Origin of the sequence: Domibacillus antri, assembly GCF_001936625.1 — a bacterium.
In the GTDB taxonomy this organism is placed as follows: Bacteria; Bacillota; Bacilli; order Bacillales; family Domibacillaceae; genus Domibacillus; species Domibacillus antri.
Genome location: NZ_MSDU01000017.1, coordinates 95,283 through 110,287, shown reverse-complemented (window position 1 = coordinate 110,287; position 15,005 = coordinate 95,283). Strand labels below are relative to the sequence as shown.

The window sequence follows — 15,005 nt, the reverse complement described above, 5'->3', positions numbered from 1 at the left end:
GCCCCGTTTAGGCCGATTTCCCGAAATTATAGCCGGATTCTGCTTCTTGAAGGCTGATTCATTGAAAATTCGGCCAAAAGCAATAAAACCGGCCGAAAATCAGAAAATCCGGCCATCCAAATAGGAAGGAGATGTCTTGATGAACTTTTGAGGCATCTCTTTTTTTGTTGTAATTTTGTGTCCCTCACCATAACTGTTATTTCCAATGATGATATTTATGGTAAAATATAGAATGAAAATACGCGGCTTCCGAACCATAGAAAGGAGACTGCTCTTGCGCAAAGTCGTTTTTATTTTGTTGCTGCTGTTTTTGACGGGACGCAAGAATGAAACAGCCCATTCTTTGCCGGATGATATTGCATTCTTAACGATTAAGGGACCGGGACTTTCTTATTATCAGCTTGATGAAGCGGAACGAGTAGATATAGATATAACGGTTCTGCTGGAAAAAGAAGAAGATATTACTGTATTTGCAAAGGCCATTGAACGTGCTTCTCGTTTTGATGGAGCGGTACCCGGCATTGGCGAGGATTTTACGCTCGTTTTTCTAGCAGAAAATGAATCGGAAAAAACGTATTTCATGTGGCTTGACGAAGAAAAAGATAATGGTGCGGTGGAACATGATGGTAAGCGTTTTATGTTGACGGAAGAAGACGCGAAAAAGGTCGAAGAGGTCTTGACAAAAAATATAGTAGAAAACGAATAATTTCTTCTCATATACATATGTTTCTCAGTTATGTTGAAAGCAGCAAAATGAAAGGATGTGGATGCCAGATGAAAAAAGCTGCCATACCCGTATTGGCACTCGTATTACCCGCTATTCTGACCGGTTGTCAGGAGGCTGGTGATGCTGGAATGAAAAATGGAGACGCACAAATAAGCCAAGTGCCGAAACAGGAGAGAAAAATCATCTCCGAGCTGGAGCAGACAACGGACGATACGGCGCTGCGCGATGCGGCGTACGAGAAAGTACTTAAAAGCGATATCTTGAAGGGCGGATATTTGGGCGAGAATACGCCGGCACTTCAAGAAGATATGGGCGTTCAGATGATTGAATTTGAAGTTGTTCAACAGGCGGTTACGGATGTTTTTGGCTCGATCAGCGGTTATGGGATTATGTTTTTGGGTAATCCGTCTGACGACAGGACGAGCCTGGCGTTTGGATTGGTATTAAAGAACCGGATGAAAAAGTGGATGAACTTGTCAATATGCTGCAGAAGCAGATGGACGAAGGGAAAATTTTGGCGAAGTACATTCATCTTTATCAAAGCGATTTTACTGAGCAGGAAAACAATGATCTGATGAGGGAAGTGGCAGCAACAATGAACCGCGCAGCCCGCAGCCATCCGACGCCGGAGCGGGTTGCCTCTTCTGTCTCGGTCGATACCATAACCGGCATCGTCGACGTGACGCATGATTTTTTGAAAGAAGAGCAAAAGAAAGGCATTCAAAGCCAGTTTCCGGATCACTGGATTCATTTTAAACAGGAAGGACGGATGGTGCCGCTTCCCGGTGAGCCGGATGTGGAATACCTGGATAAAGACGTGACCCGTGAGCCGTCCAAAGAAGGAAGCTACGTGATGAGTGTATCAAAATCCGGCATGCTTGTGGTCGCTGCTGAACCTGATGATTATTCCGCAACCGGCGGTGAAAATCCATATTTCGCTGCCGTAAGCTACAAATTTCCGAAAGCGGATGAAAAGCTAGAAGTCGGTCAGCGTATTCTGGTGGAAGCATCAGGTTCGATTATGGAATCATATCCGGGACAGGGAGGAGCGAAATTTGTCACTGTGCTCCCGGCGTATCAGCCTAAAAAAGCGGACATAACCGAAGCGGAAGCCGTGCGGCGGGCGCTTACGAAAAAAAAGTTTACTGGCGGGCGGGATGTCATCTCTGATCTGACATTTGATGAACAAAAAGACCAATGGATCGTCACATTTATTGAAACATTTTCCACGGAAAAAGATGTTATGGAAATTGTAGTGAGAGACCAAAAAGAAATCGAGTGATTTCTTGTTCAAAAAATGTACTTGCTAATTAACCGGCCGCTTTCTGTCCGGCTCAAATTATTTTCATTGATCTCTATAGCAATACCGCTCACCTTTTTATTCGTGAGCGGTATTTTTGTACAGGACATAGAAAAAAATGATAAAAATTACATATGACATCCGTTATAATGAAGGAGGGGGGGAGAGTGCATGAATCGACACACAGAACGTAAACTGCGAATGCAAGTGGAAGAGATTGCGGCTATGGTCAAACCGTACATAACAAGTGAACAGTCGATGGAAGAAAAGTATGAAACACTGCACCGTTTGCTGGATGAACAACTGGGGGATAATGAATACTTGCTTATTGTCGATGAAACCGGCCTAAGCCATATTCATACAAACCGGCTGCGTGAAGGTATTTTATTTTCCGATGAAACAGGACAGAATGCAGCGAGAACAACTGAGACGCTTGCTCAGATGTATGCGCGGAACACTGGCGAAATGATTATAGATGTATCCGCGCCGATTCATACTCTTGAAAATGGTAAGCGCTTTAATTTGCGTCTTGGCCGCATTGCCCAGCAGCCTTTTTTAAAACCGGCATTTACCGCTTTAAGCATCACGCCGGTTCTGGTGGCAGCCCTTTTGATTTTGCTGATGGGGCAGATGACTTCCACCATCGCTTTCGTATTCATGGTAACCCTTATTTTGTCTGCTGCTGCCGGTCTATTTTTATACAAAATGATTATTTCTGAAGTCCGTGCCTGGTATCAATTGACAAGGAAAGTGTCGTCCGGCGATTTAACAACCGAAGTGAAAAGTGAACGCCGCACGGAATTTCACCAAATCGGCTTCGAGTTAAACAAAGTGGTGCTTGGAATGCGCAACATTTTGACGGAGCTGCAAAAGTCAGCTCATTCGGTCAATCATGTGTCGGCTGCCCAGGCAGAACAGTCATCACGTCTGTCTGAAACTTTTGCCGAGCTGTCGGTGACGATGCAGGAATTTCAAGCCGGCACGGAAGCACAAATGTCTTCCCTTCAGTCGGCTCACGTGGTCGTTCAGGATATGATGACAAACATCCGCGGAATGGAAAAAGAAATTGACGAAACGTTTACGATGTCTGAACAGACGTCATCTTCCGCTGAACAGGGTGCGAAAACAATGCAGAAAATTGAACAGGATATGCTTCATTTGCAAAACATTATTGGTGAAGCTTCCGGCAAAATGCGGATCGTGTCCAAAGATACGGATGCTACGATGTCCATTGTAGCATCGATTACGGAAATTGCAGCGCAGACAAATTTGCTGGCGTTAAACGCGTCGATTGAAGCAGCCCGGGCGGGGGAGGCGGGACGAGGATTTGCGATTGTGGCGGAAGAAGTGCGCAAACTGGCGGAAGAGACGAATACATTTTCGGCGGATATATTAACGGCCCTTGAAAAAACACGTGATGAAATTCATCAAGTAGCTGTGCAGGTAGAAGGCAGCCAAAAAGAAATTGAAAATGGAGTTCTGCATGTTAGAGAAGCAGGACAGAAGATTCTTGGCTTGAATCACATCGCATCGGTTACGTTAAGTGCTGTCGAAATCAACAGGACGTACGCTTCACAAGTGCTGCGTGACGGAGAACAACTGGAAACGGTGATTCAGGAAGTGAATCATATTGCTGAGCAGTTTACCGAACAGGTGGCCAAAACCGTTACAGCTATGGACGAAAATAAAGAAGGTGTCCAGCAGCTGGCTGGAGATGCCATGCAGCTGTCCTCGGATGTAGATGGTTTAAACCGGATCGTCAAACGATTTACTCTCGATAAAAATTAAGGACAAAAACCCCGTCAATTGTATGATTGCCCGTCCGGTACGGCTTGCCACTGATGCAATGAAAGCGTTGGTAAATGGAAATTTGGCTATCGATGATATTCGAATTAAAAATAAAGATGAAGTAGGAGAAATGGCGGAATCGTTAAATCGGATGAAAGAAAATTTACGGATGCTTGTCAGTAACGTGAATGAATCCGCTCTGTCGCTGGCTGGTCAATCGGAACAGCTGTCCGCTGCTGCTCAGCAAAACACAGCTGCTTCCCAAAAAGTAGCCGAATCGTCACGCAACAATATGCAAGAAAGCGAATCGCAGCTTCGGTCCGTCAGCACAATGACCGGGTCGATCAGTGATATCGCCTCAGGTATTCAGGAAGTGGCCGGTCAAATTCAGCATATTCATAAATCGATGGCAGAAACAACGGCCATTATGGTGAATCTTGAAAAACAATCGGCGGATATTCAAACGATCACGACACTTATTACATCCATTGCTGATCAGACGAATTTGCTGGCGTTGAATGCGGCTATCGAAGCAGCCCGTGCTGGCGAAAATGGAAAAGGGTTTGCTGTAGTTGCAGATGAGGTTCGTAAACTCGCGGAACAGTCGAAATCATCAGCAGCCGATATTGAACAGACCGTGCGTCAAATTCAACGAGATACCGCTGCTGCTGCGCTGTCCATCAAAGAGGGAAGCGGTGAAATTAACCGTGGGCTGTTGACGTCGGAAACATCGCTTGATGCGTTTGCGCAAATTGAGCAGGCTGTTTCAAAAGTGGTTTCAAACTTGCAGACGGTATCAGCTGCAGTGGAAGAAATACAAGCGATGGCCATTGAAGCGGCCGATACAGCCGGTTTTGTCAAAACAAGTGCAGAAGAAACGGTGTCCAGCGCCCAAAATTCAAATGCCGCGACAGAGCAGCAGCTGGCTGCGCGTGAGCAAATTTTATCCAGTGCTTTATCGCTTTCTCATATGGCCGAAAGTCTGCAGATAGAAATGAATAAATTCACACTTGCATGAAAACGGTCGCTTGGTCTCCACCATTTTCTTTTTTTGCGTGAAAATGATACCATTTGGAATGAAAGGAGTTTGATAGAGATGACAGCACCATTTTATGCGGATCATGTCGGCAGTTTTTTACGCCCGGAGCGGGTGAAGAAAGCACGATTACAAAAAGAAAATGGGGAGATCACAGCAGAACAGCTGCGTGCGATTGAAGACGAGGAAATTATCCGCCTTGTTGAAAAGCAAAAAGAAGCAGGACTAAAAGCTGTGACAGACGGTGAAATGCGCCGCGCATGGTGGCATTTTGATTTCCTTGCCGGTCTTGACGGTGTGGAGTTGTTTGAAGCGGAAGAGGGTATTCAATTTAAAGGTGTGCAGACGAAAGCGCACGGTATTAGAGTAAACGGTAAAATTGATTTCACGAACCATCCGATGATTGAAGACTACAAATTTTTACATAGCATTAAAGGGAATCATATTGCCAAATTTACCATTCCGAGCCCGAATATGCTGCTCTTCCGCGGCACAATTGACGAGAAGGTTTATCCGGATCTGGATTCTCTGCTCAACGATTTAGTAAAAGCCTATCAAAAAGCGATTCAAGCTTTTTACGATGCGGGCTGCCGTTATTTACAGCTTGATGATACAGCGTGGGCGGTGTTTTTCTCGGAGGCTGGAAAAGAGCAGATCGCAAAACGCGGTCAAAATCCGGAGACACTTCTCCCGTTGTTCCAGTGCGCGATCAACGAATCGGTTGCGAACAAGCCGGAAGATATGGTCATCACAATGCACATTTGCCGGGGAAACTTTAAATCAACTTACACAGCAAGCGGTGGTTATGACGCAGCAGCAGAAGTCATTTTCGGCGGCCTCAATGTCGATGGATTATTCCTTGAGTTCGACGATGAGCGTTCAGGCGGATTTGAACCATTGAAATTCGTCAACCGCCCGGACTTGAAAATTGTTCTCGGACTCATTACATCAAAATACGGTGATCTTGAAGAGCCGGAAGCGATTAAAGCGCGTATTGCGGAAGCAGCGAAATATGCACCACTCGAGCAATTATGCCTCAGCCCGCAATGCGGTTTTGCTTCAACAGAAGAAGGAAACCTGCTGACAGAAGAACAGCAATGGGCAAAAGTGCGTCATGTTGTGCAAATTGCAAACGACGTCTGGAAGTAAATATGGAAAAGAAGAGCTGCCTCACCATGAGGCGGCTCCTCTTTATGTCAATTTTTCAAAAAAGGATTCATCATACGTATCGAGATGAACGTCCGCTTCAATATCCTCATTTTGAAACGAAACGGTTTTCAATCCTGCCGCCCGGGCGGGAATTAAATCGAGAGACCGGTCGCCAATCGCCCAGTCAAGGTCGTACTTTTCATTCAAATAATGGTAGGCCGCCGGGTCCGGTTTACGTGGGAAGCCATCATCTTCCGGGCTGACAATTTCATCGAAATATTCCATCAGCCCCCATTTTGTCAGCAGCTCGATCGTTGACGCTTTTGTCCTGTGTGTCACAATAACATTTACCTCTGCAGCAGCGAGTATGTCCTGAATTCCTTCAAATGGAGGGCTGCCCGCTTCAGCGCGTTTATGATCAAGCTCTTTAAACAATGGACGGAATTCTTCAGAAATACCATATTGCTGGAACGCAAGCTGGGAATTCTTTTTCAGCCACCTCAGCGCCTCCTTCCGATCGGCCGTTACACCGTGGGCCGCTTCATGGACAGCAAGAAAGCTGTCCACTATTGCCGGATACGTATCAAAAATCGTGCCATCTAAATCCCATAACAACTTCATCATATTTTCTCCTTCATTATTGTCTTGAAATGATTTTACACTATTTTGTGACCGGCGTTAACATCATTGTTTTCAGGAGACGATACAGGACGCCGTGTTTATTTATTTCAATAAAAATAAATGGATAAAGAAGGCTTACACGCGTGCATATGAACCCGGATGCTGTTTTGGGATTATTATTGAAGGACAGGGCTTCTTCATGACGTCACATGAAACTGAACAGTGAAAAAATCCGTCCTTATGAGAAGGACGGATTTTTTCATTGATTTAAAAAGCCTTCCGTCACATCGTTCAATGTCTGGGCGGATTGGGCGACTTCACCGGAAGCTTTTTCGATCTCTTTAATGACCTGGAAAAAATGCTGAAGCTGGGTATCAATTTGATTATTTTGTGCTTTTGTCTGGCTTATTAAGGACAACAGTTTTGAAAAATCATGGTCGGTTTTATTCATGCCCTCGATGCCTGTTTCCACTAAACTGTTAACTGTGTGGACAGACTGGCTCATTTGCTTAATCAGATCGTTTGTTTTCGTTATATGAGTGGATACGTTGGTGGTTGATTCTTTTGTCTGATCGGACAGCTTGCGAATTTCTTCCGCGACAACCGCAAATCCCTTACCATATTCGCCGGCCCGGGCTGCTTCGATGGATGCGTTCAGCGCCAGTAAATTTGTCTGGCCGGCAATGTTGCCGACAATTGTGATGACATCGACGATTCGCATTGAAATTTCATTTAATTCGGATGAGTAGGCTTGAATATCGGCGACAGCACTTTGAATGTCTGTGAGTTTGCCGCTCTGTTCCTGCAGCTGCTTTTGGCCTTGCAGGGAATGCGTTTCTGATTCATCCGCCTGTGTCATGCCGTCTTGTGCAATTTGTTTAATCGAGTCAGACTGCAATGCCAGCTCTTTCACGGATGCGCTTGTTTCTTCAGAAATGGCAGCAAGTTCCTGTGAAATGCTGTAGACTCTTTGTGTCAGTTTTTCTTTTTGTTCCAATTCCTCTTGACGTATTCGTTCATTTTCAAGTTCGTACGCTTCAAGCACAATTTGCTGTTCAAGATTCAGCAGCTTTGTAAGCGCTTGAATCGCTTCTATTTTTTCTTCAGCAGTCCATTGTTGAACGGAAACCATCGCGGTCATGGAATTCAGAAGGTTTTGAAAAGCGGACATATACCACTTTGATTCTAAACCGATACGAACATGAACGTGGGCAATACGGTACCGTTTTTGCAAAAATTCCTCATTAATATTTCCGTTAAACAATTCTTCAATGTGCCCCCGAAGTGTTTGTTTTAATCGATCGACACTGCTGTTCGATTCAATAATATGTAAGAGGCCAGGCTGCATCGTAATATTGGCGTAAAACGTTTCAATTATATCATTAATTCTCTGCTCCATGATCGGCTTCATCGAGTGAACGATTGCCAAATCGCGCTTCGTCAGTCCAATCATTTCAATTTGACTTGTCAATTCCGAACCATTGGGCACAGACAGCTGAACATCCGCTGTATTGACCGTCTGGAAACGAGGGACCGTTTTTTGAGTGGAACGATTTTTTGTGAAAAACATCTTAGTGGCCTCCTTCAACATCTGGGGGTATTTATATATGTATCATACAACTTTTTTCATAGGATGACTATACAATTCCAGACAAAATAGGAGTCTTTTTGACTCATAGGTATGTTACGGAAAAAAGAAGAAGCACGAACGAAGCAGAAAAACGAATACATGAGACAGATTTGTCGGAAAATAATTATTATTTCGTGTAAACGTTTAACTAAATAATGAATACTTGCTATTTAGGTGAGAACACGTTATTTCTATATATAGAGAACTTGTTCGATTCAGAGGAGGATATAATGTCTAAAGTAATTGCAATAAATGCAGGAAGTTCATCATTAAAATTTCAGCTGTTTGAAATGCCGCAGGAAACGGTGCTGACAAAAGGGCTGGTCGAGCGGATCGGCTTATCAGATTCCGTGTTTTCCATCTCTAAGCCTGATGGTTCCACGGATACAGAAGTAACGAATATCCCGGACCATTCTGTCGCAGTTCAAATGCTGCTCTCCAAATTGGTTTCAAACGGAATTGTCGCATCACTCGATGAAATTGACGGGATCGGCCACCGCGTCGTTCACGGGGGGGAAGCGTTCGATGATTCTGTCGTTATTGATGATGCGACACTGGCGCAAATTGAAGAGCTGTCAGAACTTGCCCCGCTTCACAATCCGGCAAACGTAACAGGGATTCGCGCATTCCGCACGGTTTTGCCAAATGTCCCGGCTGTCGCTGTTTTCGATACGGCATTCCACCAAACCATGCCGGAAAAATCGTTTCTATACAGCTTGCCATATGAATATTATAAAGAATATGGCATCCGAAAATACGGTTTCCACGGCACGTCGCATAAATACGTGTCAGAACGCGCGGCACAGCTGCTTGGGCGTCCGATTGAACATTTGCGTTTAATTTCCTGCCACCTAGGTAATGGCGCAAGTATCGCCGCGATTGAAGGCGGTAAATCGATCGATACGTCCATGGGCTTTACCCCGCTGGCTGGTGTTGCAATGGGTACACGCTCAGGGAACATTGATCCTGCCTTAATGCCTTATATTATGGAAAAAACAGGGCAGACGGCGGATGAAGTGCTTGATACACTGAACAAGAAAAGCGGAATGCTCGGCATTTCCGGTTTGTCCAGCGATTTGCGAGACATTACGAAAGCAGCGGAAGAAGGAAACGAACGGGCGGAGACAGCGCTGGAAGTATTCGCAAGCCGCATTCATAAATACATTGGCTCGTATGCAGCTCGTATGTCCGGCGTGGACGCCATTATTTTTACAGCCGGTATAGGGGAAAATGACATCGCCTCACGTGCGCGTGTCCTGCGCGGTCTTGAATTTATGGGTGTATACTGGGATCCGGCACTTAACAGCGTGCGTGGACAAGAAGCCTTTATCAGCTACCCGCATTCACCGGTGAAAGTCATTGTCATCCCGACGAACGAAGAAGTGATGATTGCCCGTGATGTATCGCGGTTGGCTGGCGTGTAAGGCGTCCAATCAACGTTTGTTAGAAACATTTGGTAATGATTGAAATGTTAGATAAGAGGTAAATACGTTCATTTGTGACCATAACCACAAATGACCCCTAATCCTTCTTTTTGTACTGACTCAAGTACTGAAAGGGGGATTTTTTATTGGCTAAAAAACGAAGGTCCAACACAAATTAATCGTTGAAAAAGCTAGAGATACTATTTTTAGAGTGAAGCATATGTGGATGATGGGAAGAGAAGTAGTGGATCTGAACAACGCTTTATCAAAAGGTTATATATACAGGCTGAACGGGATACGATTCTCGCAATGCCATAAGCGGTTTGATAAACAATCGGAACGGGATACTACAATATAACACTGTTAAAAGACAGGCGTGTTTTTTCTCTTTTGGTTCGTAAAAAATATACACTTTTTGCATAAACTGTGGAAAAGGTATGTCAATTAAAATAAAGAATCCAGAGAAATTAAAAGGTGATTTAACTGTCAACGTTTCATGTCGCTTTTTTTTGGTACATTTGGAATATAATGTGTCTTAGTATGAATTAGTGTTTATTGATAAATATTCGTGTTTAGTGGACAATATTCCCATACTCATTTGGAGGTGGATCATGCCTGTAACTTGAAAAAATATCACACTTGAGCCAGAAATCTATGAAGAGTTTTGCAAGTATGCCGGCAAAAAAGGAATCAAGGTTTCTTGGATCAACATTAAGATGAAAGAATTCATCGAAGAAATGCGGAAGAAAAATAAATGATACAGATTATTTTGTTGTTTTTGCTGGCAGGAGGTGTCTCACTGGCACTTTACGGAGTGATTGTAACGTTCCAGACGTTCCCTTCGTTCGGGCGCGTGCATGCTGCGTATGGCGGCGTTTTTATTATTCTTTCAGTTTTGTGGGGATGGGGGATAGATAAAAAGACACCTGATTTGTTTGATTGGATTGGGGCTTTAATATGTTTGAACGGTGTCGGGGTTATGCTTTTTGCGCCGCGGCATTAGAGTTTAAAAGGCGGGCAAAACTCAGCTCTCCTTTTTGTGACGCATTCATACATATTCATCTGTATAAACCAATAGAAATGTTGATTATAATTTGGGATTGGCCATGATGCACATTATACACGCATTTGAAAAAAACATTCTACATTATGAAACAATCGAACGGTTAGGGGTTTTTTATTGGTGAAAAAAAGAAAAAAATGAAGGCTTCATTGAAAACATTCATAAACTGGATTTAATTCGGAAAGGCTAACCGTGCAACCATTTCAAAGGAGGGAGCAACGTGGGACAAAATAATCAATTTAAGCCTGGCCAAAAGGTGCCGAACAATGGAGTTTATGTCGAAATTGGCGAAACAGGAAGCAGCGTAAATGATCCACAGAAAATCAAGCTGGAAGCAGGAGATCCTTTCCCGGATACAAAAAATCATAATCGAGTATGGACGCACGCACCGAAACCATAATCATTTTATGAAATGGAACCAAAATAAGCACACAGAGCGTGTGCTTATCTTCCGTTAATCCCCTTTAATTGAACCGGGAGTGATATTTTTTCCATAAAAAATTTCATCCATTTCATGATGCAGTTTTTTTGTTATGTCTTCTATTTCATTAGAACGTAAATCTTCTTTTGTATGTCCGAATAAGTAATTGTCTAAGTCGAATTCCCGCCGCTTACATTTAGTGTGAAAAATATTTTCCTGGTAAATATTCACGTCAATCATATCATACAGGGGTTTTATATCTTCTGGTATGTAGTTTTGGATAGAATTAATATCGTGGTCAATAAATAATTTTTTTCCATTTATATCTCTTGTAAAGCCACGGACGCGGTAATCCATCGTCATAATATCCGTATCGAACGAATGAATCAGATAATTTAAGGCTTTAAGCGGTGAAATTTCCCCGCAGGTAGACACATCAATATCCGCTCTAAACGTACTGATCCCTTCATTTGGATGGTATTCGGGATACGTATGAACCGTGATATGGCTCTTATCTAATGCACATACAACAGATTCAGGAAGAGGCCCTGGTGATTCCTCGAACGATTCTGTCGGTATTTCTGCAATGGGTCCTTCTGAAATCAACACGGTGACACTGGCTCCTTGAGGTACATAATCCTGCTTGGCGATATTCAATACATGCGCGCCAATAATATCCGTCACATTTTTTAAAATACTGGTTAATCTGTCCGCATTATACTGATCATCGATGTACTCAATATAAGCGGCCCGTTCTTCTTTTGATTTGGTCCAGCATATATCATACATATTAAAACTAAGCGTTTTCGTCAGGTTGTTAAAATCATGCAATTGAATACGATTATCCGGCGTAAGTCCCATAACTCGACCTCCTTAAATGATTTCCGGCGAAGCCATCCTTACATACCTACATATGTTACCCATCCGTTATGTATAAAAAACACTTTTTCATTTCAAGGGCGGGTTTTCGTCGTCTTGTTAAGGTTTCCGTTTATGGGTCCTGCACACATTTCCGGAAGCCTACATATTATTTTGATGAAGGGGTGGTGAAAAATGAAGGATATAAAAAATCCAATGGAAACGGAAAAACAAGAATGGCGGAAACAACAAACCCAACAAAGATTGAAGACATGGTTAACCATATTTTCTCCCATAAGTCTCTTGCTTATCTGGCAGTTTTTATCTCAAAGCGGACTGATTGATGCACGATTTTTCCCGCCGCCGACGGCTATTATTTCCACATTTATAGAATTGCTCACAAGCGGTGAATTGTTTCATCACATCAGCATTTCCTTGGTTCGTATCTTCGCTGGTTTCTTACTGGGTGTCATTCCCGGAATCATCCTCGGTTTGTGTATGGGTTTATATGCACCAATTCGGCACTTTATTTCTCCTATTATTATGGCGCTAATGCCTATCCCCACACTTGCTTTATTGCCGATTATTTTAATCATCTTTGGAATTGGTGAAGTGTCGAAAGTCGTCACCATTGCGGGAAGTGTTTTTTTCCCTGTTGTAATCAATACAGCCGCTGGCGTCATCTCCATCGACTCCATTTACCTGGATGTCGCAAAAAACTATGAAGCGGGCAGAAAAGATTTCTTTTTGAAAATCGCTTTGCCTGGCTCACTTCCCGTCATGATGGAAGGAATTCAAATGGGGCAGGCCATCGCCTTGCTTACCATCGTCGCAGCGGAAATGATGGGGGCAAGGTCAGGAATCGGTTATTTGATTTGGACGTCCTACAGTGCCTTTTTATTAAAAGAAATGTTTGTCGGGTTAATTCTGATTTCGTTTTTTGGCTATATCTTTTCATTATTATTACGGTGGCTGCAGCGAAAACTAATCCCGTGGAGGTGACGACGTGAGACCGAAACCGAAAATATCCATTCGTGAATTGAAGAAAGTGTTTTACAAAAAACAACATAGCGTTACAGCGCTTGAGAATATTTCACTCGATATCGCAGAGGGGGAATTTGTGTGCCTTGTTGGACCGAGCGGCTGCGGAAAAACGACACTGCTGCGCATATTAGCCGGACTAGAAAACCAAAGTTCAGGTGAATTCAAAATCGAGAGAAGTGAAAAAGATCGACCGAACCAGTCCATGGTGTTTCAAGAACGGGGCATTCTGCCATGGTTAACGGTTGAGGAAAATGTAGCGTTCGGCCTGAAGATGCGTCATCAACCAAAATCGCATGTAAAAGAACGAACAAACTATTTTTTGAATAAAGTGGGCCTTGCAAAATTCGCGAACATGTACCCGAAAGAGCTGTCCGGCGGGATGAAGCAGCGGGTCAGCATTGCGAGAGCATTTGCAAACGATCCTGAAATTTTGCTGATGGATGAACCGTTTGGCGCGTTGGATGAGCAGAATCGATACATTTTGCAGGAGGAACTGTTATCCATTTGGTCGGAAACAAAAAAAACGGTGCTGTTCATCACGCATAGCATAGATGAAGCATTATATTTAAGCGATCGGGTGCTGCTCATGAGTGCGCAGCCCGGCAAGATTATTGAAGAAATAAAAATAGATCTGCCGCGGCCAAGAAAACTGGAAGACATTCGATCAAATCCGGAAATGGCATCTAAATTTTTGGATATTTGGCGGCACTTGCAGGTGGAAGTACAAGGATCAAGATTATGAAGGGGGAGTATCGATGAAAAAGTGGTTAGGAATGTTAGGCGTTTTCTTCTTGCTTGCGGGGTGTACGGGAGGGGAATCGGTGAAGGTCAATGACGACGTAAGCAAAGATCATCCGTCGGGCGATTTAGCACCTTTAAGCGAGAAGACGAAAGTGGTCATTGCGGAAGATGGTTCTGCGTCAGGCGCAGGTTTTTATATCGCGAATGAAAAAGGATATTTTGATGACTACAACATTGAAGTGGAATTTGCGGCATTTTCAAATAGCGATGATATGCTGCCAGCCCTCGCATCCGGTGAGGTCGATATTGCAGGAGGCATTTCTTCCGCGTCCTTTTTTAACGCCATTGCCCAGGGAATAGATGTCAAAATTATTGCCGATAAAGGCCACAATGTAAAAGGAAAATCATATTTCACATTTGTGATAGGTGCAGATAAACAAGGGGAAATTAAAGACTACAGCGATTTGAAAGACAAAAAAGTGGCCGTTTCAACGGAGCATGCGGTGGATGATTACATTTTCCGTCAAATGCTTGAGCACGCGGGTCTGACGGAAGACGACGTTGAATTTGTTCTCATGCCTGACTTTGGCAACATGCTCGCAGCCATTGAAAATGGCTCGATTGACGCGGCGCTGCAAATTGAACCACTCATTACACAAGGTGTCGCGGAAGGCATTCACGTTCGTTTCGGTGATGCAACCGATTTTGCGCCGGAAGCACAAATCGCGATGGTGCTTGGATCACCACAATTCATGGAAGAAGAACAAGATGTGTCGCTGCGCTTCATGGCCGCGTATTTAAAAGGAGTCCGTGACTATAACGATGCCTTCAAAAAAGGTGAAGGGAAAAGCGAAATTATCGACATTATGACCCAATACACCGCCTTAAAAGATGCGGCCGTTTGGGAAGAGGTATATGTTACAGGACTTGATCCAACTGGCAAAATGTTCCTCGATGACATTCGCAATCAGTATGAACTGTACAAGAAAAACGGAGCCATTAGCGGGGAACTCAATTTTGACGAAGCAATTGACACGGATATAACAGAAAAAGCCGTCAAGATTATTGGAGAATATGAATAATCAGGAAAACGATAGTCCAGGAATCGTATTGTGCAACTATTCTGGGGCATTATTGTGGAATAGACTTATTTAAAAAGTGCTATGAACTATTGATAACGAGCGACACGCCTTTGACAGGGTA

13 protein-coding genes and 3 pseudogenes are annotated in these 15,005 nt (G+C 43.6%); 12 read left to right on the top strand and 4 right to left on the bottom strand.

Annotated elements, in window-relative coordinates; genetic code table 11:
* Positions 1–274: 274 nt before the first annotated feature.
* The 6 genes from BTO30_RS09535 to BTO30_RS09510 all read left to right on the top strand — a co-directional run bounded on the left by BTO30_RS09535 (position 275) and on the right by BTO30_RS09510 (position 6,000).
* Positions 275–706, top strand: coding sequence for a YhfM domain-containing protein (locus BTO30_RS09535; RefSeq protein WP_075398492.1), 432 nt, complete (start codon positions 275–277; stop codon positions 704–706).
* Between the two features lie 68 nt (positions 707–774).
* The gene (locus BTO30_RS09530) at positions 775–1,302 is read left to right on the top strand and encodes a hypothetical protein (protein WP_075398491.1); all 528 of its coding nucleotides are present in this window, start codon (positions 775–777) and stop codon (positions 1,300–1,302) included.
* On the top strand, positions 1,242–2,009 hold the full coding sequence (locus tag BTO30_RS09525) for a DUF3221 domain-containing protein (RefSeq protein WP_158023580.1): 768 nt from the start codon (positions 1,242–1,244) through the stop codon (positions 2,007–2,009). Before BTO30_RS09530 ends, BTO30_RS09525 begins: the two co-directional genes overlap by 61 nt.
* A gap of 189 nt (positions 2,010–2,198) precedes the next feature.
* Positions 2,199–3,815 carry a methyl-accepting chemotaxis protein gene (locus tag BTO30_RS18015; protein ID WP_075398489.1) on the top strand — a complete coding sequence of 539 codons (1,617 nt, stop codon included), beginning with the start codon at positions 2,199–2,201 and terminating at the stop codon, positions 3,813–3,815.
* Positions 3,816–3,837: 22 nt separating this feature from the next.
* Entirely contained in the window at positions 3,838–4,833 is a 996-nt protein-coding gene (locus BTO30_RS09515; RefSeq protein WP_075398488.1) for a methyl-accepting chemotaxis protein, read from the top strand.
* 78 nt (positions 4,834–4,911) lie between these two features.
* Positions 4,912–6,000 carry a 5-methyltetrahydropteroyltriglutamate--homocysteine S-methyltransferase gene (locus BTO30_RS09510; RefSeq protein ID WP_075398487.1) on the top strand — a complete coding sequence of 363 codons (1,089 nt, stop codon included), beginning with the start codon at positions 4,912–4,914 and terminating at the stop codon, positions 5,998–6,000.
* A gap of 42 nt (positions 6,001–6,042) precedes the next feature.
* On the opposite strand, the gene BTO30_RS09505 is transcribed toward BTO30_RS09510, so the two are convergent.
* The 3 genes and pseudogenes from BTO30_RS09505 to BTO30_RS18005 form a co-directional block, all read right to left on the bottom strand.
* Positions 6,043–6,621 (bottom strand): HAD hydrolase-like protein, encoded by a 579-nt coding sequence (locus BTO30_RS09505; RefSeq protein ID WP_075398486.1) that lies wholly within the window; start codon positions 6,619–6,621, stop codon positions 6,043–6,045.
* A 259-nt stretch (positions 6,622–6,880) separates the two neighbouring features.
* Positions 6,881–7,453: pseudogene (locus tag BTO30_RS18010) on the bottom strand (methyl-accepting chemotaxis protein); the annotation flags it as partial.
* Between the two features lie 195 nt (positions 7,454–7,648).
* Positions 7,649–8,191, bottom strand: a pseudogene (locus BTO30_RS18005) (protoglobin domain-containing protein); the annotation flags it as partial.
* Positions 8,192–8,481: 290 nt separating this feature from the next.
* Here BTO30_RS18005 and BTO30_RS09495 point away from each other — a divergent pair.
* From BTO30_RS09495 to BTO30_RS09485, 3 genes and pseudogenes are all read left to right on the top strand, one after another.
* On the top strand, positions 8,482–9,675 hold the full coding sequence (locus tag BTO30_RS09495) for an acetate kinase (RefSeq protein ID WP_075398484.1): 1,194 nt from the start codon (positions 8,482–8,484) through the stop codon (positions 9,673–9,675).
* Between the two features lie 781 nt (positions 9,676–10,456).
* A pseudogene (locus BTO30_RS09490) lies at positions 10,457–10,678 on the top strand (YnfA family protein); the annotation flags it as partial.
* A 280-nt stretch (positions 10,679–10,958) separates the two neighbouring features.
* Positions 10,959–11,138, top strand: a complete 180-nt coding sequence (locus BTO30_RS09485) for a YjzC family protein (RefSeq protein WP_075398482.1) — start codon at positions 10,959–10,961, stop codon at positions 11,136–11,138.
* A 54-nt stretch (positions 11,139–11,192) separates the two neighbouring features.
* Here the strand turns inward: BTO30_RS09485 and speD are convergent, their stop codons facing one another.
* Positions 11,193–12,020: an adenosylmethionine decarboxylase gene (gene speD / locus BTO30_RS09480; RefSeq protein WP_075398481.1), complete on the bottom strand. Its 828-nt coding sequence runs from the start codon at positions 12,018–12,020 to the stop codon at positions 11,193–11,195.
* 192 nt (positions 12,021–12,212) lie between these two features.
* On the opposite strand from speD, the gene BTO30_RS09475 reads away from it, so the two are divergent.
* From BTO30_RS09475 to BTO30_RS09465, 3 genes are read left to right on the top strand one after another with little or no spacing between them, the layout of a single operon-like run.
* Entirely contained in the window at positions 12,213–13,019 is an 807-nt protein-coding gene (locus BTO30_RS09475) for an ABC transporter permease (protein WP_075398480.1), read from the top strand.
* 4 nt (positions 13,020–13,023) lie between these two features.
* Positions 13,024–13,803: an ABC transporter ATP-binding protein gene (locus BTO30_RS09470; protein ID WP_075398479.1), complete on the top strand. Its 780-nt coding sequence runs from the start codon at positions 13,024–13,026 to the stop codon at positions 13,801–13,803.
* 13 nt (positions 13,804–13,816) lie between these two features.
* Complete coding sequence (locus tag BTO30_RS09465) at positions 13,817–14,884, top strand: ABC transporter substrate-binding protein (RefSeq protein WP_075398478.1); 1,068 nt, start codon at positions 13,817–13,819, stop codon at positions 14,882–14,884.
* The last annotated feature ends 121 nt before the right edge of the window (positions 14,885–15,005 follow it).

What these genes read in the sequence shown, in the direction of transcription:
- BTO30_RS09530 (WP_075398491.1), top strand. Translation starts at nt 775, where the DNA reads ATGAAAAAAGCTGCCATACCCGTATTGGCACTCGTATTACCCGCTATT.
- BTO30_RS18015 (WP_075398489.1), top strand. Translation starts at nt 2,199, where the DNA reads ATGAATCGACACACAGAACGTAAACTGCGAATGCAAGTGGAAGAGATT.
- BTO30_RS09515 (WP_075398488.1), top strand. Translation starts at nt 3,838, where the DNA reads ATGATTGCCCGTCCGGTACGGCTTGCCACTGATGCAATGAAAGCGTTG.
- BTO30_RS09510 (WP_075398487.1), top strand. Translation starts at nt 4,912, where the DNA reads ATGACAGCACCATTTTATGCGGATCATGTCGGCAGTTTTTTACGCCCG.
- BTO30_RS09505 (WP_075398486.1), bottom strand. Translation starts at nt 6,621, where the DNA reads ATGAAGTTGTTATGGGATTTAGATGGCACGATTTTTGATACGTATCCG.
- BTO30_RS09495 (WP_075398484.1), top strand. Translation starts at nt 8,482, where the DNA reads ATGTCTAAAGTAATTGCAATAAATGCAGGAAGTTCATCATTAAAATTT.
- speD (WP_075398481.1), bottom strand. Translation starts at nt 12,020, where the DNA reads ATGGGACTTACGCCGGATAATCGTATTCAATTGCATGATTTTAACAAC.
- BTO30_RS09475 (WP_075398480.1), top strand. Translation starts at nt 12,213, where the DNA reads ATGAAGGATATAAAAAATCCAATGGAAACGGAAAAACAAGAATGGCGG.
- BTO30_RS09465 (WP_075398478.1), top strand. Translation starts at nt 13,817, where the DNA reads ATGAAAAAGTGGTTAGGAATGTTAGGCGTTTTCTTCTTGCTTGCGGGG.